Origin of the sequence: Pseudomonas sp. M20 (assembly GCF_045037865.1) — a bacterium.
Classification (GTDB): domain Bacteria; phylum Pseudomonadota; class Gammaproteobacteria; order Pseudomonadales; family Pseudomonadaceae; genus Aquipseudomonas.
On record NZ_CP173611.1, the window covers coordinates 3,951,564 to 3,973,334 of the forward strand.

At 60.5% G+C, this 21,771-nt stretch carries 14 protein-coding genes; all 14 read right to left on the reverse strand.

The window, feature by feature from the left end; genetic code table 11:
* The 14 genes from ACI514_RS17520 to ACI514_RS17585 all read right to left on the reverse strand — a co-directional run bounded on the left by ACI514_RS17520 (position 1) and on the right by ACI514_RS17585 (position 21,750).
* The gene (locus ACI514_RS17520; RefSeq protein ID WP_405122099.1) at positions 1-2,916 is read right to left on the reverse strand and encodes a TIGR00180 family glycosyltransferase; all 2,916 of its coding nucleotides are present in this window, start codon (positions 2,914-2,916) and stop codon (positions 1-3) included.
* A gap of 54 nt (positions 2,917-2,970) precedes the next feature.
* The gene (locus ACI514_RS17525) at positions 2,971-3,708 is read right to left on the reverse strand and encodes a cephalosporin hydroxylase family protein (RefSeq protein WP_093439633.1); all 738 of its coding nucleotides are present in this window, start codon (positions 3,706-3,708) and stop codon (positions 2,971-2,973) included.
* 17 nt (positions 3,709-3,725) lie between these two features.
* A complete protein-coding gene (locus ACI514_RS17530; RefSeq protein WP_160056752.1) occupies positions 3,726-4,796 on the reverse strand; it encodes a class I SAM-dependent methyltransferase in 1,071 nt (356 codons plus the stop codon).
* Positions 4,793-5,644: an NAD-dependent epimerase/dehydratase family protein gene (locus tag ACI514_RS17535; RefSeq protein WP_405122100.1), complete on the reverse strand. Its 852-nt coding sequence runs from the start codon at positions 5,642-5,644 to the stop codon at positions 4,793-4,795. Before ACI514_RS17535 ends, ACI514_RS17530 begins: the two co-directional genes overlap by 4 nt.
* On the reverse strand, positions 5,641-6,867 hold the full coding sequence (locus ACI514_RS17540) for a methyltransferase domain-containing protein (protein ID WP_405122101.1): 1,227 nt from the start codon (positions 6,865-6,867) through the stop codon (positions 5,641-5,643). The genes ACI514_RS17535 and ACI514_RS17540 overlap by 4 nt, the downstream gene beginning before the upstream one ends.
* A complete protein-coding gene (rfbC, locus tag ACI514_RS17545) occupies positions 6,864-7,424 on the reverse strand; it encodes a dTDP-4-dehydrorhamnose 3,5-epimerase (RefSeq protein ID WP_095122729.1) in 561 nt (186 codons plus the stop codon). Before rfbC ends, ACI514_RS17540 begins: the two co-directional genes overlap by 4 nt.
* Positions 7,421-8,503, reverse strand: coding sequence for a CDP-glucose 4,6-dehydratase (rfbG, locus tag ACI514_RS17550; protein ID WP_405122102.1), 1,083 nt, complete (start codon positions 8,501-8,503; stop codon positions 7,421-7,423). The genes rfbC and rfbG overlap by 4 nt, the downstream gene beginning before the upstream one ends.
* Entirely contained in the window at positions 8,485-9,258 is a 774-nt protein-coding gene (gene rfbF, locus ACI514_RS17555; protein WP_141128961.1) for a glucose-1-phosphate cytidylyltransferase, read from the reverse strand. The genes rfbG and rfbF overlap by 19 nt, the downstream gene beginning before the upstream one ends.
* Before the next feature lie 979 nt (positions 9,259-10,237).
* The gene (locus ACI514_RS17560) at positions 10,238-11,764 is read right to left on the reverse strand and encodes a calcium-binding protein (RefSeq protein ID WP_405122103.1); all 1,527 of its coding nucleotides are present in this window, start codon (positions 11,762-11,764) and stop codon (positions 10,238-10,240) included.
* Between the two features lie 239 nt (positions 11,765-12,003).
* Positions 12,004-15,597 (reverse strand): glycosyltransferase, encoded by a 3,594-nt coding sequence (locus tag ACI514_RS17565; protein WP_160056744.1) that lies wholly within the window; start codon positions 15,595-15,597, stop codon positions 12,004-12,006.
* 108 nt (positions 15,598-15,705) lie between these two features.
* The gene (locus tag ACI514_RS17570; protein ID WP_160056742.1) at positions 15,706-17,274 is read right to left on the reverse strand and encodes a flagellar hook-associated protein 3; all 1,569 of its coding nucleotides are present in this window, start codon (positions 17,272-17,274) and stop codon (positions 15,706-15,708) included.
* Between the two features lie 13 nt (positions 17,275-17,287).
* Entirely contained in the window at positions 17,288-19,333 is a 2,046-nt protein-coding gene (flgK, locus tag ACI514_RS17575; protein WP_405122104.1) for a flagellar hook-associated protein FlgK, read from the reverse strand.
* Positions 19,334-19,357: 24 nt separating this feature from the next.
* Entirely contained in the window at positions 19,358-20,650 is a 1,293-nt protein-coding gene (gene flgJ, locus ACI514_RS17580; protein ID WP_405122105.1) for a flagellar assembly peptidoglycan hydrolase FlgJ, read from the reverse strand.
* Between the two features lie 11 nt (positions 20,651-20,661).
* A complete protein-coding gene (locus ACI514_RS17585; protein ID WP_161986589.1) occupies positions 20,662-21,750 on the reverse strand; it encodes a flagellar basal body P-ring protein FlgI in 1,089 nt (362 codons plus the stop codon).
* Positions 21,751-21,771: the final 21 nt, after the last annotated feature.

Sequence of the window (21,771 nt, forward strand, 5' to 3'; positions counted from 1 at the left end):
TTAAGCGAGCAACTGCGCCCAGTTGATCGAGGCATTTTCACCCAGGGTGAACCCTTTGCCGGTCAGGGCCAGGTTGGCGTTGTATGCCGAATCCTGAGCGAAAGCGCCGCTCCATTTTTCACGCAATGCCGCCAGTGCTTGCGGCGCCTGTGGCAGCTCGCCGGTATGCAGCACCTGCACCAACGGCGTCCACACGATGAGGTAACCGGACTGACCCGCCTTGAGGCACAGATCGACATCGGCATAACCCTCGGCGAACGTCACTTCATCCAGCCCGCCAAGGGTGTTGAACAGCTCTTTGCGCACCATCAGACACACCTTCGACACGGCCGAGTAATTCTGCTCGACCGTCAAACGATGCATGTAGCTGTCTGCGCTGTGTTTTTCGCCGATGAAGGGCGAACCCACGCCGTCATTGAGGCCAAGAATCAGACCGGCCTGAGCGATGTTGCCGTCGCGGTCGACCAGTTTGGCACCGACGACGCCCACTTCCGGACGCTGGGCGTGGTTGAGCAACGAATCGATCCAGTTCGGATTGACCACTTCGCTGTCAGCGGCCAACAGCACCAGATACTCACCCTGAGCCTGCTCGCTGGCGGCGTTGTACAACGCGACCTCACTCAGTGGCTGATCGGCACGCAGCACATTGACCTTGGCGTGGCGCAGGGTGCCCAGCCAGTCGTTGACCGCTGCCGACTGATTGGCGTTTGCCGCCAGCAACACTTCATAACGGCTGTAACGCGTTCTGAGCAGCACGCCTTCCAGGCAGCGGCGCAGCACCGGCAGATCGTCGATCACCGGCAGAATAATCGACACCAGCGGCTGTTCGCTGTGGCGGTAATCGATCTGCCAGGTGCCCGGCGCCGACGACGTGACCTTGGCCTTGTAGCCGCGATTGCCCAGATGACGCAGCAACGCCTGACGTTCGTGGGCGTTTTCTTCCAGCTCCGCCGCCTGCGTGATCAGCAACGGCTCGTCGAGGTGCGCCAAGCCGTCGAGGCCGCCCTGCTCGATGATGCGCAGCAACAGGTCAAACTCCAGCGCCTTGCTGAAGTCAGCCTGATAACCACCGGCGTCGAGCAACACTTCGCGACGGATCAACCAGTGGCGCGCCATCAGTGACGGTACGCTTTGCAGCAGATCCAGATTGAAGCCCGGGCGGAACACGTCAACCAGTGCGCCATTGTCCTTGCGCTGGATTTCATCGGTGGCGACGGCACGCACACCGTTAGCGGACATCAGTTCCAGACTGGCGCGCAACAGGCCGCTGCTGGTGAACTGGTCACCCGCCTCACACAGCAGCAACCAATCGCTTGGCGACTGCTGAGCGCTGAGGTTGAGCTTGTCGACAACGTTGCTCTGGGTGACACGCACAAAGTGCAGGGTGTTTTGCGCGGTCGTCGCCGCCGGCGCTTCACCGGTGGTGAACACCACCACCCTGAACGCTTTGCAGTGACCTTCGAGCAGGCTGTCGAGCGTTACCTGCAACTTGTCGATGTCGTTGTCCAGGTCGAGCACGAAAATGCCGAATTGCGGACCACCGCCTTCAGTCGCCAGATGTTCGCCGATCGACTCGAGTGGCTTGATTGCCGGCGCGCGAGCCGCCAGCCACTGCAACAGACGACCGGACTTCATCTTATCGAAGGCCGGCTGATTATCTTCAACCGTCAGCACTTCGAGGCGGGCGATCCACTCGTGCATGGCTTGCGCGGCGCTCTCGTCACCGACGATATCCAGTTGCGCCGCCAGACGTTTGACCACGGTCTGGTTGAACGCATTCAGATCATGCGCCTGCCACAACCGGTCCAGCACACTTTCCGCTGTATCGTTGTTGCGCGCCTGCAACAGGTGCGCCTGACGCGTCCACACGCCTTCCAGCCCTTCCAGTTGCATGCGGCCGGCCGGCAGGGCGTGCAAGATGAACTCGAACTGTTCCAGACGTTCGAAGAATGCCTGGTTGTAAAACGGCATTTCGACATACTGCAGCGGGCCAAAACGACGATCCGGCGCCTTCAGTTCCTGGTTCCAGGTCGACTCGATAATCAGCTCGGCAGTCAGCGCCCGCCCGGACTTCAGGCTGTCGGCCATTGCCTCGAAACTCTCCAGGGCAAAGGCCTTGGCCTGCCCGGCATCCAGCCCTTCGATAGCGGTGGGCAGCGAGACGAGGAACTCGGCAAACGCCTCGCGTTCGGCGACCGATTTGGCGTCGACGTAGGTCAGCGAGTGATACACATCGGTGTTGTGCTCGGAGACACCGTAGTTGATCTCGCGCACTACGTACGGAATCGGCAGGATGCGCGCCTTGGCACTGGCCAGCAGGTAGTAGACGTGGCCAATTTCCTGCCACTGGAAATTGGTCCCCGGCGGCAACGCCGCGTGCCAGTTTTTCATCAGGTCAGTACGGGTTACCGCGTAGAACGGCGGGATGTACTGGTGCATGTAATCGAGGACACGATCCTGCGCCCGCTCGGACGCATAGTCTTCCTGGACTTTCTTGTCACGGCGGTAGTAGTTCACGCCATGGGCCAATGACAGGTACATCAGGCAATAGCCGTGGCACATACCGTAATCAGGGTTGGCATGCAGGAAGCCAACGGACTCTGCCAGTGAATCATGCAGGATGAAGTCGTCGTCGGCCGCCAGCACCATATACGGCGTGGTCAGATGCTCGACACCATAGGCCAGTTTGGCCTGCATGCCCCAGTACGCGAACTGCGGCACGTGGTGGTAGTCGACAGCGGAAAAGTCGCCTTCAGGTCGATCCAGAGTCGAATCGAGCACCATGATTCTGCAGGGCAAGCTGCTGTAATACTTCACCGCCCGGCGCAAAAACGCCGGCCGATTGTGAGTAATCAGGACGACGGTCAATAGCTCATTGAGCGGTAGCGCCAGTTCAGTACTGTACTTGCCTTGCATAACTTCTCTCCACAACCGGCGACTCGCCGAAACAACGCTTGGTGATGTTGCGAATTAACGGACGCGACGCAGATAGCCGTCCGGCGCCACGGTGATCAGCAGCTTGTTCTGCAACTGCTGGTCGATCTCGAAATCCTGGTTCTCTTCCAGGTATTTCCACACGGCGGTTTTCGGGTTATCGCCCGGGCCCCATGGACGATCCGGGAAGAAATCGGCCGGCATGTCTTCAACCACGGTGTCCATCACCACGCAATAGCTGTCGACCGACACCAGCGGTGCGTACAGACGCAGCTCTTCGAGGACGTGATCGTGGGTGTGGTTGGAGTCGAGGACCAGAATGACTTTCTTGCCTTTCGCTGCAGCCTGCACTTGGGCGGCAATGCCGGCGTCGATGCTCGAACCTTCGATCATCTTGATGCGTTTGGCCATCGGGTGGCTTTCGATCGCTTCGCGGTTGTGCGGGCGAATGTCGAGGTCGATGCCCAGCACTTCGCCGTGGCCTTGCAGCTCCAGCAACGAGGCGTAGTAGATGATCGAACCGCCGTGGGCGATGCCGCACTCGATGACCAGATCCGGTTTGACCTGCCAGATGATCTCCTGCATGGCCATCATGTCTTGTGGCAACTGGATGATCGGGCGGCCCATCCACGAGAAGTGGTAGCTGTATTTGTGCTTGGCCGATTCATTGAAGAAATCGCGGGCCAGGCCGGTCAGTTTCTGGTCGTCACCCTGCTGGGCAATCTGTTCCCGGCACTCTGCTTCGAAGGCTTGGTTGATGCTGTTGTCGGTCATTTTAATAATCTCTAGGGTCACTGAAACGAAGCGCTGTCGACGGCGTGATAGACGTAGCGTCCACCGGTCATCCGCTTGATCTCTTCGAGGTAATTGGAATTCATCACAAACAGGTGGGCACCTTCAGGCAGCGCGTCCATCGCCTCTTGCGGCGAGGAAACCCGCGCGCCGCTCAACGGCAGATAACGCCCCTGCTTGGCCGGGTTGATATCCACCACGCGATCCACTGCGACACCTGCGCGTTGCAGGAATAGCGAATAGATCACGCCTTTGGACGAGGCGCCCCAGATCGCCGAACCCTGCTCGGGGGCGGACTGAATGATCTGCACCGCACGATCGAGGCTGGCGGTAAAACCGTCAGGCAGCGCCAGTCGCGGCACCGGTTGATCCGGGGTCAGGCGCAACGTCGACAGGTCGGCGACGATGTACAGGTATTGGCCACCGAACAGATGACCGGCCTCATGCACGGTGCCGAACATCCGCCGCAGGTCATCGAGGCGGAAATAATTGACGTGTTCGTAGAACAGGTCGAACCAGGCTTTGTGCTCGAGAATCCAGTCGAAGCACGGCACTTCGATGTAGATCTGCCCGCCCTGATTGGCATTGGCGATTTCGGCGAGGAAGCTCACCGGATCCTGAATATGCTCCAGCACATGGCGCAGCACGATGGCGTCTGCCGCGAGCCCCAGGCCGCGAGTGAACGGCGCCTTGATCACGTCGGCGTTTTCGCCTTCGTAAGCCGGATCGATGCCGGTGATCGAATAACCGAGGCCCTTGAGCAACTCCAGGAAATAGCCTTTGCCGCAGCCGACCTCGATCAGCTCCTGGCCCTTGAAGTGCTTGGCGATGATGCCTTCGACGTCGCTCAAGTGCTTCTGGAACTGGCCGGAATGCGCCTGCTCGTTCTGGTAATCGGCGTCGTAGCTGAGCTTGTCGGCATCGAACGCCGCATTGAAGATCAAACCGCTGCGCTCGTCCTGCACCAACAACATGTCGGCGCTGGCCGAGGCCTGCGCTGATGCGGCATCGGCAAAGGTGCGGTTCTGCAGCACCGGCAGGTCGGTGACCCGGTACAACTCGTGCGTCATTGCGGCTCTCCCAGTAACTGTTGCAAACGCTCGGTCACCGCCCAGAACGCCAGGGGTTCGTGGGTCGGATACGGGTAGTGGCCGAGGTTCAGATGCAGCGTCGCGCCGCGTTCGCGCAGGCGTTGTTCGACCAATGAGCGAACCGAAATCGGCTGGCCGCTGGCGCAATTGATCACGCCGTTGAAGTCGGTTTTTTGCAGGATCGCGGCGAGGTAACCGGCAGCGTTTTCAATCGGCAGAAAATCACGCAGTTGCTCGCCGGCGGACATGTTGAACGACGGCTCACCGGCATCGATCGCCCGGTCCAGTGCGGCCAACAGACTGTTGGGGTTCTGCCCTTCGCCATGCAGATAGAACAAGCGCGCCCACTGCAAGGTGAACGGTTGTTCCTGCTGCAGATTTTGCAAAAACAGCTGCAGCGTGTGCTTGGCCAGACCGTAAGGATTGCTCGGCTGCGGCTCGGTACTTTCGCTGAGCGGCCCGCTTTGCATGCCGTATTCGAAACAAGTGCCGGTGACCAGCACCTGCTGCACGCCCGCCTCGACCGCGCTTTTGATAAAGCGATAGTCGGCCATCAGGTTGTGTTCGAAATGGAACAGCGCCCGGTAGTTCGGCAAACCCGGCCAGGCCAGGTGCGCCAGTGCGTCGATGCCATCGGTCAACGCGTGGATATCGAGATCGGCGGCGTGAATATCCACTGCGATGAACTCGACGTTGTTGATCCACGGCATGCCTTGTGCGGTTTCTGCGTTACGCGCCACGGCGCGAACATCGCAGCCGCGTGCAAGCAACGCCGCGACCAGATGCCGACCGACAAACCCTGTGGCGCCAGTGACCAGAACCTTCACAGAACGCTCAACTCAGGCACGGCGATCACGAAGCGGCCATCCCACTGACGCACTTGCGCCAGTTGCTGGCTGACTTCGTGGAGCAGGTTCCACGGCAACACCAAAACGTAGTCCGGTTTGTCGATATCGATCTGCGCCGGCGCCACGATCGGAATGCGGCTGCCCGGCATAAACTTGCCCTGCTTGTGCGGATTGGCATCAGCCACCCAGGCCAGCAGGTCGGGTTTGACCCCGGCGTAATTGAGCAAGGTGTTGCCCTTGGCAGCCGCGCCATAACCGACCACGCGTTTGCCGTCGGCCTTGGCCTGCAACAGGAAGCGCAGCAAGTCATGCTTGATACGTTCGGCAGCAGGCGCGAGGGTCGCGTAGTACTCGGCGGTTTTTACCCCAGCATCCAGTTCGGCTTGCAATTGTTGCTGCACCGCAGGTTGAACCGCGCGGCGCTGGCCGTCCTTGCGCTGCACGAACACGCGCAACGAACCGCCGTGGGTGGTCAGTTGGCTGACGTCGAACACTTCCAGGCCATTGCGTTCGCACAGTGTCTGCACGGCGGTCAGCGACAGGTACGAATAGTGTTCGTGATACAGCGTGTCGAACTGCGCGCCAGCCATCAGCGTCAGCAGTTGCGGGAATTCGAAGGTGGCCACGCCGGTCGGCTTGAGCAGTGTCGCGAAGCCGCCGAGGAAATCGTTAATGTCCGGCACATGCGCGAGCACATTGTTGGCCGCCATCAGGTCAGCGCCCCAGCCTTCGCTGTGCAACTGCGCGGCGGTGTCGCGACCGAAGAACAGTTCGCGGATTTCCAGGCCCTTCTCGCGTGCTGCTTGTGCGGTGCTGCGGGTCGGCTCAACACCCAGGCAGGCAATGCCGCGACCAGCGACGTATTGCAGCAGGTAACCGTCGTTGGCGGCGACTTCCACTACGCGGCTGTCGGCGTTCAGACCGAAACGCTCGACCATCTCGGCGACATACCGTTCGGCATGGGCCAGCCACGTGCTGGAGAACGAACTGAAGTAGGCGTACTCGGCGTCGAACAGGCTGTCGGCTCGGGTGTAATCCTCGGTCTGTACCAGCCAGCATTGCTGACACACGGCGACCTTCAACGGCACCCACTGCTCGGCCTGCTCCAGGCGATCAGCGTGGACGTAGGCGTTGGACGGTGGCGAGGTGCCGAGGTCGATCAGCGGCAGGCTCAGCGGTGCGGCGCACCCACGGCAGTTCATAGACGCACTCCAGCAAAGTGTTGATCGAGCGCGGGATGGCTGGAATCACGCGCTGACAAATTATTGACAGGCAACGGCCAGGCAATCGCCAGCCGTGGATCGTTCACCGACAGCCCGCCCTCGTGCTCCGGCGCGTAATCGGCGCTGTGCAGGTAGAGCAATTCGGCGTCTTCGCTCAGCGTCTGGAAACCGTGGGCGAACCCGGCCGGGATCAACAGGCTGCGACCATCGCCGGCCTTCAGGTGTTCGGCGTGCCAGTGCAAAAAGGTTTCGGAATCCGGACGCAGATCCACCGCCACGTCCCACACTTCACCGCGCAGGCAGGTGATCAGTTTGGCTTCCGGCGCGTTAGCGTTCTGATAATGCAGACCGCGCACACTGCCCTTCTCGCGGGTGCAGGAATGGTTGATCTGGCGGATATGAAATTCGCTACCGAACGCACTCAGGCTGCCTTCGCAAAACAGCCGTGCGAAGTGCCCGCGCTGATCTTCGAAACGTTTGTGCTGGACGCTGAACAATCCGGCCAGCGGCAATGCCTTCAGGGAAAACTCGCTCACAGCGCGCCTCGGTACAGGTTCAGTTGACCGAGAGTGACGCTGCGCATGTCATCGCCGTTCTGCCAGGCCAAGTGCCAGTCGACGGTCTGGGTCAGGCAGGCCTGCAAGGTCCAGCGTGGCTGCCAGCCAAGCACTTGCCGCGCGCGACTGCTGTCCAGACGCAACAGACCGGCTTCGTGCAGTTCGCTTTTCTCGATGCGCAAACCGCGCGCCTGCGGCCAGCGGCTGGCGAGCAGTTCGACCACTTCGCCAACGCTGCACATGTCCGCCTCGCCCGGGCCGAAGTTCCACGCACCGGCGTATTCCGGCCCTTGTTCGTAGAGGCCGGCGGCCAGTTGCAGGTAACCGGCCAGCGGCTCCAGCGCGTGCTGCCACGGGCGCACGGCCTGCGGGTAGCGCAAGGTCACCGGCTCGTCGGCAGTCCACGCTTTGAGCACGTCGGGAATCAGTCGCTCAGGAGCAAAATCGCCGCCGCCGAGGACGTTGCCGGCACGCGCAGTGGCCAAGGCCAGACCGTGTTCGGCGTACTTGTCCGCCGGAAAAAACGACGCGGCATAGGATTGCGTGAGCAGTTCACAGCAGGCCTTGCTGCTGCTGTAAGGGTCGTGACCACCGAGGGCTTCGTCTTCGCGGTACGGCCACAGCCATTCCTTGTTGGCGTAGACCTTGTCAGTGGTGACCAGCACGCAAGCGCGCACGCAACCGACCTGACGAATCGCTTCGAGCAGGTTCAGCGTACCCATGACGTTGCTGGAGTAAGTGCCAAGCGGGTCGCGATAGCCTTCGCGCACCAACGGCTGCGCGGCCAGGTGCAGAACGATTTCCGGCTCGGTGTCGGCGATGATTTCCAGCAGAGCGCCAAGATCACGCAGATCACCGCGCTGATCGTTGATGCCTTCATGCACGCGCGCCAGTTCGAACAGGCTCGGTTCAGTCGACGGATCCAGAGAAAAGCCGCTGACTTGCGCGCCGAGGCTTTGCAGCCACAGGGTCAGCCAACTGCCTTTGAAACCGGTATGTCCGGTGACGAGAACGCGTTTGCCGCGCCAGAAATCCGCACTCAGGCCCATTGCTTCCATGGGGCCTCCCCGCTCTGCCACAGCGCTTCGAGATGGTTCTTGTCGCGCAGGGTGTCCATCGGATGCCAGAAACCTTCGTGTTCGAAGGCTTTCAGTTGTTCGTCCGCGGCCAGACGCGCCAAGGGTTCGGCTTCCCAAGTGGTCGCGTCATCGGCGATGTACGGCAGCACTTTGGGCGACAGTACGAAAAAGCCACCGTTGATCCAGCCACCGTCACCGCGAGGTTTTTCGGTAAAACCCAGCACTTGATCGCCTTGACGCTCAAGCGCGCCGTAACGACCCGGCGGTTGCACGGCAGTGACGGTCGCGAGACGGCCGTGGCCTTTATGGAAATCCACAAGTTGCGCAATGTTGATATCGGAAACGCCGTCGCCGTAGGTGAAGCAGAACGCCTCTTCATCCTTGAGGTAACGGCTGGCGCGCAGCAGACGGCCACCCGTCATGGTTTCTTCACCAGTGTCGATGAGGGTGACGCTCCACGGTTCGCTGTAGTTCTGGTGCACATCCATGCGGTTTTCGCGCATGTTGAAGGTGACGTCAGAGGTGTGCAGAAAGTAGTTGGCGAAGAAATCCTTGATCGCATAGCCCTTATAGCCAAGGCAGATCACGAAGTCGTGAATTCCGTGGGCGGAATACTGCTTCATGATGTGCCAGAGAATTGGCTTGCCACCGATCTCGATCATTGGCTTGGGCTTGAGGTGCGACTCTTCACTGATGCGCGTGCCGAGGCCACCCGCCAAAATAACTGCCTTCATCGTCTCCCCTCTTGTTCTTCAGCGGGCTGCGCATGGCTTTGTTGAGCGCTGCGGGCCGTCTGGCTAAACCTTTTGCCGCTCCGGGCGCCGCTGGAGTGACCGCGAGCGCTCGTTTTATGGCGATTTACAGGGGACTTGCAGGAAACGCGCCAGCTCCACAAGCCCCTCACCCTAACCCTCTCCCAAAGGGAGAGGGGACTGATCGAGGTGTCTGGGAGAGTTACGCCGACGTGCAATTCCGCGTTGAACTCAGATTCTGAAACAGATCAAAAGCCCCTCAACCTAGCCCTCCCGAAACGTCGGACCGCCCGTAAGGAGAGGGGACTGAACGAGGTGTTTGGGAAAACTACGCCGACGTGAAATATCGAGTCGAACTCAGATTCTGAAACAGATCAAAAGCCCCTCACCCTAACCCTCTCCCAAAGGGAGAGGGGACTGATCGAGGTGTCTGGGAGAGTTACGCCGACGTGCAATTCCGCGTTGAACTCAGATTTTGAAAGGCCCACAAATCGGCTCCCTCTCCCTCGGGAGAGGGCTGGGGTGAGGGGCAGCCCCACCGCAAAACCAAAGCGGAACACCCGCCCCTCACCACTCAACAGGATGAGCGTTAGCTCGGCTGCGGCTTTTGATCTGTAGGGCGACGTCGGAAGGCTGAGTGGAGGGATTGATCCGGGCGTGGGAGCGCAGCGACCGTTTGGCGAAGCCAAACACAGCGAGAGGAGGTGCAGCGAAGCAAACCGTAGGCGCTGCGCCCGGATCGATCCCGGAGCGAAGGAACCCCGAGCCCCAGCGAGCGGGCCGCACGCAGGAGCAAGCCTTTTTGGTTACTTTTTCGGCGTCTGGAAAAAGTGACCCGCCGTAAGGGCGGAACCCTAATCAGCAACACCCGCAGCAACGGATACACCCCCCAAAACCCCAAGAGCATGGTCGGCCCAAAGGCCGCCAAGCCCCAGACAACCCAGATCAACAATGCAAACGACTACCCAAACATGGCAAACTCATCACCACTCACCGGCACTTCAAACGCCTGACCATCGGCAGTCTGAAGGTGCTCGATGGTGTTGAACCCGGCATACCAATCCGCCAGTTTCACGCCGTTATCCGGCACACCACTGCTACCGTCATTGGCACTGTGCAGATAAGCATCGTTGCCAATACGGGTCACACTCAACTGACTGGCATTGGCGATCGTATTCAGGATCAGCGTGTCATTGATATCCAGCCCCTCATCCTTGATTGTCACCAGGCCAGACGTATTCACCACGTAGCTGTCATCGCCCTGCCCGCCATACGCACTGCCGCCGGAATTCGACTGACCGGCAAGGTTGAGAATCAACACATCATTGCCGCCATCGCCCTGCAGCATGTAGTCGCTGCCAGTGCCGGTCAGCACGTCATTACCCGCGCCGCCGAAAGCAAACCCTCGCCCCAGCGTGATGCTGTCATTGCCATCGTCACCACTGGCCCAGGTGAACAGATCATTGACCGCACCAACGATAACGTCATCACCAGCGCCACCCGACAGGCTATCGGACTGACCGCCGACATCGAGACCAGAGGCCAGCCCACCATAAATGTGATCGTTGCCATCGCCCCCCTGAATCTGGTCGTCGCCCGCGCTGCCTTCAAGAATGTTATCGCCCCAATCGCCTTCCATAACGTCATTGAACTGACTGCCGCGCAGGCCTTCGATATCGATGTAAACGTCGTGGAACGCAATACCACTCTGCACGCCCCATTTCAGTGAAGCGCTCAAGCCTTCGGTACTGTCGTCGTAGCTGACGATGTCGATACCGGCGCCACCCTCAAAGTTATCGGCACCCGCACCACCCAACAGCACATCATTGCCGGCACCCGAGACGATGGTGTTGTTCTCGTCATTGCCGTAACCGACGAAGTCAGCGCTGCCGGTATAGGTCAGGTTTTCAACGAGCGCGCTCAGTCTCAACTCGGACAGGCTGGTGAACACATGATCGGTACCGCCCCTGTAGCCTTCGATTTCCTCGATGGTCACGCCGGCGCTGTTGATCGTGTAGACATCGTCACCGCCACCGCCAGCGACGACCACACCACTGGTGTTCACGGTGAAGTGGTCGGCATCGGTGGAACCAATAACCTCTTCCACATTAATCAGTGTGTCGCCCGCAGCGTTGACGCCGCCGCCGATCAAAATGTTGACCGGATCGAAAGCGTAGCGATAACTCACGGTGTCATGGCCGTCAGCACCGTCGATGTTCATAAAGTCTTTATGACGATAAATCACATCATCAAAGCCCGAACCCTGCAGCGCTTCAATGCCGGTGAAGGTGTCACCGTAGGCAATGGTCAGGCCGTCGTAGTTGGCGAAGTCTGCGACTCTCACGCCCTCAAGGCTGTCGCTGTAGCTGACGGTATCGTAACCCTCGCCACCGACGAAATGATCGGCGCCATCGCCGCCCCACATCCAGTCATTGCCGTCGGTGCCCAACAGGACATCCGCTTCACTCGTTCCATTTACTACTGACATTTGCGTCTTCCTTGCGTTGTTGTTGAAAGCGGTCGGTCGGCAGAGAGAGAGAGACCGCTCAAGCGTGCAATCCCTGCCGGATGATGAGTAAACGAATAAAGAGCTATCGACTGCAAAGACGCGAAGCTTGAGCTTCGGCAAAAATTTGTATCGAAACTGATGCGAAGACGATTTTCAAAGGCAAAAAAAACAGGCGACTGTCAAAGTCGCCTGTTTTCTTTAGATCACGCCTGGCTCGATCAATCGGCCAACCAGCCGTATTCCCAGTAGCGCAGGTTATCGCCACGCAACACGTAATCGCGCAGCACCACCTCACGCAATTCATCGCCCATGCGATAACTGGCATCCGGATCCGCCAGGTGCATGCGGATCGCTTGCAGCCATTCATCCGTGGAGTTGGTCTTGATCCGGGTGCACGGCAAGTAACCGCGATAGGCCTCGGTGTCGGTGCAGATCACCGGGTAGCCGCAGGCGCCGTATTCCAGCAGCCGCAAGTTGCTCTTGCAGTCGTTGAAGATATGGAATTCCAGCGGCGCCAACGCCAGATCGAGGTTGAGGCTGGCCAGTTTCGCCGGGTACACGTCCAGGCCGATGACGCCATGGAACTCATGCATGTAGGGACGCAGGTCATCCGGGCACATGCCGAAGAACACCCAGTCGACTTCATTGGCCAGTTCACGAACGACCTCGGCGATCACCGCCAGATCACCGTGGTGACTGGTGCCGCCGCCCCAGCCGACCCGTGGTTTCTTCGAGGTCCGACGCTGGCTGCGCAGATGGCCCCACAAGTCCTTGGCCAGCATGTTCGGCACCACACGAATGTCGTGGTGCATGTCCGACAGCACGTTGGCCAGCGGCGCGGTGGATACGACCGCGCGATCGCACAGCCCGATCGCACGCCGCACCATGCGCTCCATGTCCTGCTTGCTCGGCATGTTGCGGATGTGCGCGTTGCGGTGAGGAACGTCGATGACATAGTCGTCGAGTTCGAAGATCCGCCGAGCATTGAAGTATTTCTTCAGCGGTGGAATTTCATCGATGGCGTGCTCCGAGTAGCGCCCTTGCAGGACGATCACGTCGGGTGACTGACGCTCGATATCGATGATCGACGGCAAGCCGTAGCAAATGCGCCCTTCTGCCCGGTTGGCCGCTTCCAGCTCGATCATCGGCTGGCTCATGCGGTAATGGCCGATGGCCGAAGCGTTGATCGGCACCACTAGCAGGTTGGGCAACTGTGCCTTGGAGAATGCACTCCAGCCAGTGCGCAGGCCCGGCTCCAGACTGAAGTTGGTGGCGCCCACGCCCTGCAACGTCAGGTTGACGTTGTAGGCCGGGTCGCGCGCCACCAGCGGCAGCCAGCGCTGGTAAAACGTGTCCCTCTCCTCAAGGTGCTGCGCTTCTTCCTCAGGCGTCGCCACGGCATTCGGCCGCGCCCCCACGGCCAGCACGGCATGGGGGTTCAACACCACCAGATAACCGTCGCGGCCAACACGCAGACACAGGTCCACGACATTGAGCGTTTGCTTGAAGTCCTGCTCGTCCAGCCCGCCGGCGGCTTCGAACACCGACTTGCGAATCATCAGGCAATCGCCGCCGACGGCACTCAGGTCATGCACCGCTTGCAGGCGGTGCATGTACCCTTCCGACTGCACCGGCTGGCCATAGAACGGCAACCCGACCGGCCCGTTCAAGCCAAGAATCAGCCCCGCGTGCAGCACGCCTCCGTCCGGGTTGAACAGCTTGGCGCCGACCACGCCGACCTCAGGACGCTGCGCATGATTGAGCAGTTCGTCGAGCCAATCGCTCTGGGTGATCACCGCAAAGGCATTGAGCATCAACACATACTCACCGCGCGCCTGGCTAACGGCAAAGTTGTGCACCGCTGCCGCGTTGCCCTTTTGCGGATAGCTCAGCACGCGAATCCGCTCGCTGCCCATTTGTGCCATACCGTCCAGCCACGCCAACGCTTCGGCGCTTTTGCAGCCGTTATCGACCAAGAGCAATTCGTACTCGGTGTAGGCGGTCTTCTCCAGCAGTGTCTCGACGCAGCGCTGCAACGCGGCAGTCTGGTCCTGCGTGACAATGACCACCGACACCAATGGGCGCCGGGCATGGTGATAGTCGACACGATTGAGCAGCCCGCTGTTACCGTCGCGGATTTCGTGAGCGATGCCGAGACGTTGCAGATGCGCTTCGAGAATGCGCGGGCTTTGCTGCGCAACGCCAGGATCAGTGAGCCATTGCGACAGGTCGAATTTCGACTCCAGCAACACTTCAGCAATGTGCCCGACCACTTGCAGGCCATCGCTTTCAACCATACGCCACAGCACATCGTGGGGCGCCAGTTCAGCGAACGTCGAGGCAAAACCGCCGAGCGCCAGAAACCGTTCGCGCTGGAACGCCAGGGCACGCCCGACGTAGGGGTAACTGCGCATAAGGTCGAGGTTGAAATCCGGCTTGAACGCAGGCTCGGCCGACTCGCCATCGCGTAGGCTGCCTTCGTCGCTGTACAGGCACGTCAGCGCACTTGAGTGCGCAATGCGATCGGCCATCACCAGCAGCGCCGCTGCCACCGGGCAATCACCCGACTGCAGCAGATAGAACCAGTCGGCGCCGTCCAGTTGCGGCAGCAACGTGTTGATCTGCTCCAGGCCGTCATCCTGCAACGGCATGTGGAACACCCGACCATCCAGCTGCGCTTCGGTGCACGCCGCAGACAAAACCAGCACCAGCTCCGGCGGATAATCCTGAGCGGCGAGTGCCTCAAGGGTGCGCTCCAGGCCATCGCGACTGCCTTGGGCATCAATGATGATCGGTACGATGCGCGGCTGATGCGGCCAGCCCGCGAGGGTTTCCGGCAGCCATTGGCGCTGCGCCTCGGTCAGCACGCGAACTGCCAGCCACTGCGCATAGAGTTCGCCGAAACTGAAGCTGTCGACACCGACCCCCAGCTCCTGACGGCTCTGCTTGGCGCCGAGGGTGCGGCTCAGCGGCAGCTCTTCCCAGACCCGAGGCGACTCGTCAGCCTTGGTCAACGGCACATAACGAACCCAGCCCGACGCCGGCGCCGACTCGCCGCTGCGGACCTTGAGCATTTGCGAGATCCACTCGCGCTCGATCTCCGCCGCGTCTTTCATCGGTTGCTGCGCGCTCAGACGCTCGGGGTAAAGACGCTCGGCACTCAGCACATTGTTGGAGACCACCAGGTTGCCGCGCCGCAGCAGGCAGACATACAAGGCAAAATCCAGGGTCGCGACGAAGCAGGCAGCGTCTTCGGTCAGGGCCGGCAACAGTCCGGCGACATCCGCGCGCCGGAACATTGCGCTGCTGAAACCGCCGAGCACGTTGACCGGAAACTTCTCAAAGATGCTCAGTACATCGTCGCCCTTGAGCAAGCCACTGGCCGGCGACAACGAGCTGTTTTCCAGACGTGCCGGCAGGATGATGTCGTTGGCATCCCACAGCAGCCGCTGCGCCACCACCAGACTGACTTCCTCACGGCGCATCTCATGGGCTTGCTGTTCGATACACGCCGAATAGAGCAAGTCATCGTCACACAGGAACTTGATGAACTCGCCCCGGGACTGCTCAAGGCAGACCTTCAGGTTACCGACCAGCCCCAACGTACGTGGATTGCGCACGTAACGCACCACCGCCCCCGTCTGCTCCATGACCGACTTGACGATGTCTTCGATCTCGTCGCCACGACTGTCATCGCACACAATGATGTCGAGATTGCCGTAGTTCTGGCTCACGGCACTGTTCAACGTCCGCTCGAAAAAGCGCGGATTGAAGGCGGGAATGGCAATGCTGACGAGGGGGAGTGAATTCACGGCGGGCTCACAGGCGGTACGAGCCTGCTCGGAAAAGCGAGCCCTGATACCGCTAAAAAACATTAACTGAGGGACAGGGCAAACGGGCGCTCACGCGCCCGCCAACCGTCAGATCTTGTTGAACAGACCCAACTGACTGATCTTGCTGAACGCCAGTTGCGCGGCCTGCAGCATGGTTTGCTGCAAGGTCAGGCGAGTCATGACTTCGGCCGGATCCGAATCACGGATCGAGCCTTGGGTCGTGGAGTTCGCCGTGCTCAGGCTCGAGTTGGTGATGGTCTGCATGTCCAGCGACTGGCCGCGCGCACCAATGGTGGTGACGGAAGTGCCAATCTGGTTGGCTGCGGCGTCGAGGTTGCCCAGGCCCGCCTCCATGGCGCCCTGCAGCTTCTGCTTGGCGACCGCATCACCATCGACTGGGGTGTTCAGCGCCGTGATCATCTGGCCCAGGGTGTCGAGCACGTTCTGGGTCTGGTGATTGTTCGGCTGGATCGAGAACTGATCGCCCGCCGCCGGCGTGCCGCCCAAGGCGAAGGTCACACCCGCTGCTGTCGCGTTACCACCGGCCACAGTGCCCGACGATACCGGCTTGCTGTCAGCCGTGACCGGCGCCGCGTACAGATCGAAAGCCGTCGCGCTGGTGAACTTGAGAACCGCGCCACCCTGCGGGAATGCTGCGGTGTAGGCCGCCTGGTTGGTGATGCTGGAACCGGTGATGACGGTCGTCGACGGGTTGCCCGGGTTGCGCGTGGTGGTGAACGAGTCCGGCGAAGTCGACAGCTGGAAGCTGTGCCCGGCAATCACGGCATCCGGGTTGGTGTCGCCGGCCTTCAGGTTGATGTTCAGCTTCATGTCGACGCCACGGAAGCTGACGGTCTGGTTGGCGCCGCTGCTGTTGCTGACCAAGCCGTTCTGGCTCGCCTCAGCGGTCACGTCGTTGCCTAGGGCATCGGTGATTTTCAGCTGGGTGCTGCTGACGAAAGCCACGGTGTAAGGCTGGCCGGCAGTAAACTTGGCATCGTAGGTTGCAGCGGTGCCAACGGTACCGTTGGACAGCACTACACGACCGTCATCCACCGCCGGAGCGGTCATCTGGGTGTTGGTGCGACCGGTGTTGATGGTTTGCTGGAACGCATCCCAACCGGTGGTATTGGTACCAACGGTCATCCCATCGCCGATGTCCAGATTGATCGTGGTCTGGTCACCGTTGTAAGAGAAGGTGCCGTCGGCATTCTTCGAGTACGGCGCGGTATCGGTTTTCGAACCGGAGAACAGGTAATTGCCGTTGGCATCCTTGGCGTTCATCAGGCCCAGCACTTGTTGCTGGATCTCGCCCAGTTCCGAGGCGTAAGCCTGGCGATCCTTGTCGGTGGCGGTGCCGTTGTTCGCGGCCAGGGCCAGCTCTTTGGCACGACCCAACGCTGTGGTGATGGCATCCAGCGTGGATTCCTGCACGTTCAACGCACTCTTGGCGCTGTTGACGTTAGTGCCGTACTGATCCAGCAGCGCGGCCTGCTGGCCCAGTTGCAGCAAACGACCGGCGCCGATCGGATCATCGGACGCATTGGTGATGCGCTGCAGGCTGCTCGCCTCACTGGCGGTGGCGACAGCCTTGTTGAAGTTACGCTGATAGTCCGACGCTTGCGTGCCGTAATACTGGGCGGTGGAAATGCGCATGAATTACGACTCCTTAAAGGCTGTTGATCAGCGTGGCGAAAGTTTCCTGCGCAGCTTTGATGATCTGCGAAGACGCTGTGTAGTACTGCTGATATTTGACCAGGTTGCCGGTTTCCTCATCCAGGTTGACCCCGGACAGCGAATCGCGCGCGCCTTTGGCGTTATCCAGAATCGCCGTGGTCGCGGCGCTGTCGGACTTGCCTTGAGCGGTCTTGGTACCGACGTTGGTCACCAGCTTGTTATAAGCGTCAGTCAGGCTGATGCCCTTGCTCGCCGAACCGGTATCGACGGTCTGCGCCGTTTGCAGGGCGACCAGCGATTGCGCGTTGCGGTTGTCCGAGGACGCCGCACCGGTCAGGTTCATGGTGAAGGTTTCGCCAGGCTTCGGCGTGCCGCCAACGGTGGTCTGCACGGAGAAGGTTTTCTGTACGTTCGGCGTAACACTGGTGTCCAGCACCGGGTTGCCGCTGGCATCGACGATGCCGACTTTAAGTTCCAGCGCGTTCGATTGACCGGGAACGATAGTGCCGCTGCTGATGAGGCCGCCCTTGGCATCCACGAAAGTGTAAGACTGGCTGCCCCCGGTAACCGCACCAAACACCAGTTTCACCGGCGTCGAATTCTTCAGCGCCGCCTGCATGTCAGCCTGGGCAGTCGGGTTGTAGATATCGATCTTGCTGGTCAGCGTCGGCTGGGTGAAAGTGCCCAGACCGTTGGCGCTGGCCACACCGGTCAACGGACCGGCCGCAGCGATTTTCTTCGGATCGGTAAGCACCGTCTGGATGCTCGCGGCCGCATTGCGGGTCGGGGTGATTTTGAAGCTGTCACCGGCGCTCAACGCACCACCCTTGAGTGCAAGGGTGAAACCGTCGATCACTGGCGGCGGATTGGTTGTGGTGCTGAAGGCGCCCAGGTCGGTGCCGTCGGAGCGCTTGACCGTGTAGTCAGTGGCGCTGGTGAACGTCACTTGATAATCGCTGGTGGTCAGCTTGCCGGTGTCCTTGATGGTGACATCGAGGTTACCCGAACCGGTGCTGTTGCCCGACTGCGCGATGCTGCGCGAACTGACCAGCGCGGCACTGTTGATGTTGTTGAAAATTGCCGCGCCGAAGTCACCGTTCTTGTCGATGCCCTGGGCTTGCTGACTGTTGACCTGATCAGCGATCACCAGTGCCACACGCCCCAGTTCGTTGAGCGACGGGTCGAGGACTTCTTTGCGATAGGTCAGCAGACCACCGATTTCGCCACCGCTCATCGCCGAGGTGATGTCGATGGTGCTCGAACCGCGATCCATCTGGATGGCCATGCGCGACGGATCGTCTTTGCTCGCGACCATGCTCAGCGTGTTGGTGGTGTTGCCGATCACCAGCGGCTGACCGCTGCCGACGTAGACGTCGAAACTGGTGCCACGCTCGACGACCTGTGCACCGGTCAGTTCGGAGAGCTGGCGTACCGCTTCGTTACGGCTGTCGAGCAGGTCGTTCGGCGCACCACCGCTGGTGGAGATCTCGCCGATCTTCTGGTTCAGGTTGGCAATCGCCGTGGCCAGCTTGTTCACCTGGGACGTCATGTCGCCGAGGCTGCCATTGATGGTGGTGTTCTGGTCGTTGAGCTGTTTGGCGATGGTATTGAAGCGACTGGTCAGCGCCTGCGCACCGGTCAGCACCGATTGACGGGAGGTGTCATCGGTCGCCGACGTCGAGACGCCCTGCATGGTGGTGAAGAATTTCTGCAGCACGCCGGTCAGGCCGGTATTGGTGTCCGACAGCATCGAGTCCAGCGGTGTGGCCTGCGCCAGATAAGCAGCCGATTCACTGTCGAGCGAAGTAGCGGTGTGCAGTTGGCTTTCCAGGTACGAGTTGTACACCCGGCGCACGTCAGCCAGGGTGGTGCCCGTACCGATGAACACGGTGCCGAACTGCTGCGAGGATTTGGTGCCCTGCACGGTTTGCTGACGTGAATAACCGGCGGTGTCGACGTTGGCAATGTTGTTGCCTGTCGTAGCCAAAGAGGACTGGCTGGCCGACAGTCCCGACATCCCGATATTGAGCAAACTCATGGTTCAGACCTTATACCTTGTGCCTTATAAAGGCGTGGTGGATACACCCGCCGCAGCGTAGTTTTGGAAACTGTTCATCTGCTTGGCTATCTGCGAAATCTTGCTTGCGTAGTTAGGGTCGGTGGCGTAACCGGCCTTTTGCAACTCGCGTACAAACTGTTCTGGGTTATCGGCAGACTTCAGCACATCTTGATAGCGATTATTGCTCTGCAGCAAAGTCACCAGATCGTGGAAGCTGTCCTTGTACGAGGCGTAGGAACGGAACTCGGCCGTCTCCTTGACCATCGCGCCATCGCGGAACTCGCTGGTGATCGCGCGGGCCGAATCGCCCTTCCAGTTGCTGCTCGCCTTGATGCCGAACAGGTTGTGGCTGCTACTGCCATCCTGGGCACGCATGACCGACTTGCCCCAACCGGTTTCCAGCGCCGCTTGCGCCACCAGATAACGCGGATCGACGCCGATACGGTCAGCCGCTTCCTTGGCCATCGGCAGCATGGTGTTGACGAATTCGTCGGCGGAACTGAAGGCTTTCTTGGCCGGCGCCAGCGGAATCTGCGCCATGGCACGACCGTAGACCTGCATCTGCCCGCCAGAGGCCTTTTCGCCCTCGGCGCGCGCCAGCCAGTCGCCGTTGTACAGCGGGCCGGCGCCGGTGGTGGCCGCTGTGGTCGCGCGCTGCGGCAATTGCGTGGCGGCTGCCGGCGTCGCCGACGGTACCAGCCCGGCGAGCAAACGATCGGCCAGTTTCGGTGGCAAGGCCAGACGACGCTGATTGATCAATTCCATGTCGTTGCGATGAGCCAGCTGCGTGTTCGGTGCGCTCACCGAACGCGATGCCCACAACGGACGCTCGCCATTGAGTCGCGACAACGGGCCGTTGGTGGCAACGGTGCCAGCGGCAACCGGTGTGACCACGGCCGCAGCTTTCGCCTTGGCCTCTTCCTGCTTGGCGGCGGACGCGGCCGCAGCCTCACCCGGTGCCAGCGGTTTGTTCTTCGACATCTGGCGCATCAGCACGTCGGCCAGACCGATACCACCACCCTCGCGGGACATGGAAACGGCCAATTGCTGGTCGTACATTTCCTGATACTGCTTGGCCGCTGGCGTGTTGAGCGGATTGTCTTCACCCAAGGCGTTGGTCGCCGAGCGCATCGACTTAAGCATTTCGCCGAGGAACAGCGATTCGAATTCCTGCGCCACTTTGCGCAGGTTCGCATCGCTGTTCTTGTCGCCGACCTTGAGCTGGTTCAGGCGATTAAGGTCCGAGTAGGAACCCGAATCGCTGCTGCTGACCAGACCGCTTTTGCGCATATCCATAAGGGTCGGCCTCAGATCACGATCAGGTCGGCTTGCAACGCGCCGGCCTGCTTCAAGGCTTCGAGGATCGCCATCAAGTCACCCGGTGCCGCGCCGACCTGATTCACCGCACGGACGATCTCGTCGAGAGTGGTGCCAGGGCCGAACTTGAACATCGGCTTGGCTTCCTGCTCGGCATTCACCCGCGAGCGCGGCACGACAGCGGTCTGGCCGTTGGACAACGGGCCCGGCTGGCTGACGATCGGGTCTTCGGTGATGGTCACGGTCAGGCTGCCGTGGGTCACGGCGGCTGGCGACACTTTCACGTTCTGGCCGATGACGATGGTGCCGGTACGCGAGTTGATGATGACTTTCGCAACTGCTTGACCCGGGTCGACTTCGAGGTTTTCCAGGATCGACAGGTAGTCGACGCGCTGGCTTGGATCGAGCGGTGCGGTGACGCGGATCGAACCACCGTCGATGGCTTGCGCAACGCCAGGGCCGAGCATGTCGTTGATCTTGTCGACGATACGTTTGGCGGTGGTGAAGTCGGAACGGTTGAGGTTCAGCGTCAGGCTGTTGCCCTGGTTGAAACCACTCGGTACTGAACGCTCCACCGAGGCACCGCCAGGGATGCGACCGGCCGACGGAACGTTGACGGTGATCTTCGATCCGTCACGGCCTTCGGCGTCGAAACCGCCAACCACCAGGTTGCCCTGAGCGACCGCGTAGACGTTGCCGTCGATACCCTTGAGCGGGGTCAGCAACAGCGTGCCGCCGCGCAGGCTCTTGGAGTTACCGATCGAGGACACCGTGATGTCGACCTGCTGACCTGGCTTGGCGAACGCCGGCAAGTCAGCACTGATCGACACTGCCGCGACGTTCTTCAACTGCACGTTGCCCGATCCCGGCGGCACCTTGATGCCGAACTGCGAGAGCATGTTGTTGAAGGTCTGCAGGGTGAACGGGGTCTGCGTCGTCTGGTCGCCGGTGCCGTTAAGCCCGACCACCAGGCCGTAACCGATCAACTGGTTGGAACGCACGCCGGAAATGCTGGCGATATCTTTCAGCCGCTCGGCGTGGGCAGCAAAGGCTGCGGACATCAGCGCCGCAGCCAGCATGAGGCTCTTGAAATTCAAAGT

Bases quoted from the DNA above. Each gene is read 5' to 3' on its own strand.
- ACI514_RS17520 (WP_405122099.1), bottom strand. From the start codon at position 2,916: ATGCAAGGCAAGTACAGTACTGAACTGGCGCTACCGCTCAATGAGCTA.
- ACI514_RS17525 (WP_093439633.1), bottom strand. From the start codon at position 3,708: ATGACCGACAACAGCATCAACCAAGCCTTCGAAGCAGAGTGCCGGGAA.
- ACI514_RS17530 (WP_160056752.1), bottom strand. From the start codon at position 4,796: ATGACGCACGAGTTGTACCGGGTCACCGACCTGCCGGTGCTGCAGAAC.
- ACI514_RS17540 (WP_405122101.1), bottom strand. From the start codon at position 6,867: ATGAACTGCCGTGGGTGCGCCGCACCGCTGAGCCTGCCGCTGATCGAC.
- rfbG (WP_405122102.1), bottom strand. From the start codon at position 8,503: ATGGAAGCAATGGGCCTGAGTGCGGATTTCTGGCGCGGCAAACGCGTT.
- rfbF (WP_141128961.1), bottom strand. From the start codon at position 9,258: ATGAAGGCAGTTATTTTGGCGGGTGGCCTCGGCACGCGCATCAGTGAA.
- ACI514_RS17560 (WP_405122103.1), bottom strand. From the start codon at position 11,764: ATGTCAGTAGTAAATGGAACGAGTGAAGCGGATGTCCTGTTGGGCACC.
- ACI514_RS17570 (WP_160056742.1), bottom strand. From the start codon at position 17,274: ATGCGCATTTCCACCGCCCAGTATTACGGCACGCAAGCGTCGGACTAT.
- flgK (WP_405122104.1), bottom strand. From the start codon at position 19,333: ATGAGTTTGCTCAATATCGGGATGTCGGGACTGTCGGCCAGCCAGTCC.
- flgJ (WP_405122105.1), bottom strand. From the start codon at position 20,650: ATGGATATGCGCAAAAGCGGTCTGGTCAGCAGCAGCGATTCGGGTTCC.
- ACI514_RS17585 (WP_161986589.1), bottom strand. From the start codon at position 21,750: ATGCTGGCTGCGGCGCTGATGTCCGCAGCCTTTGCTGCCCACGCCGAG.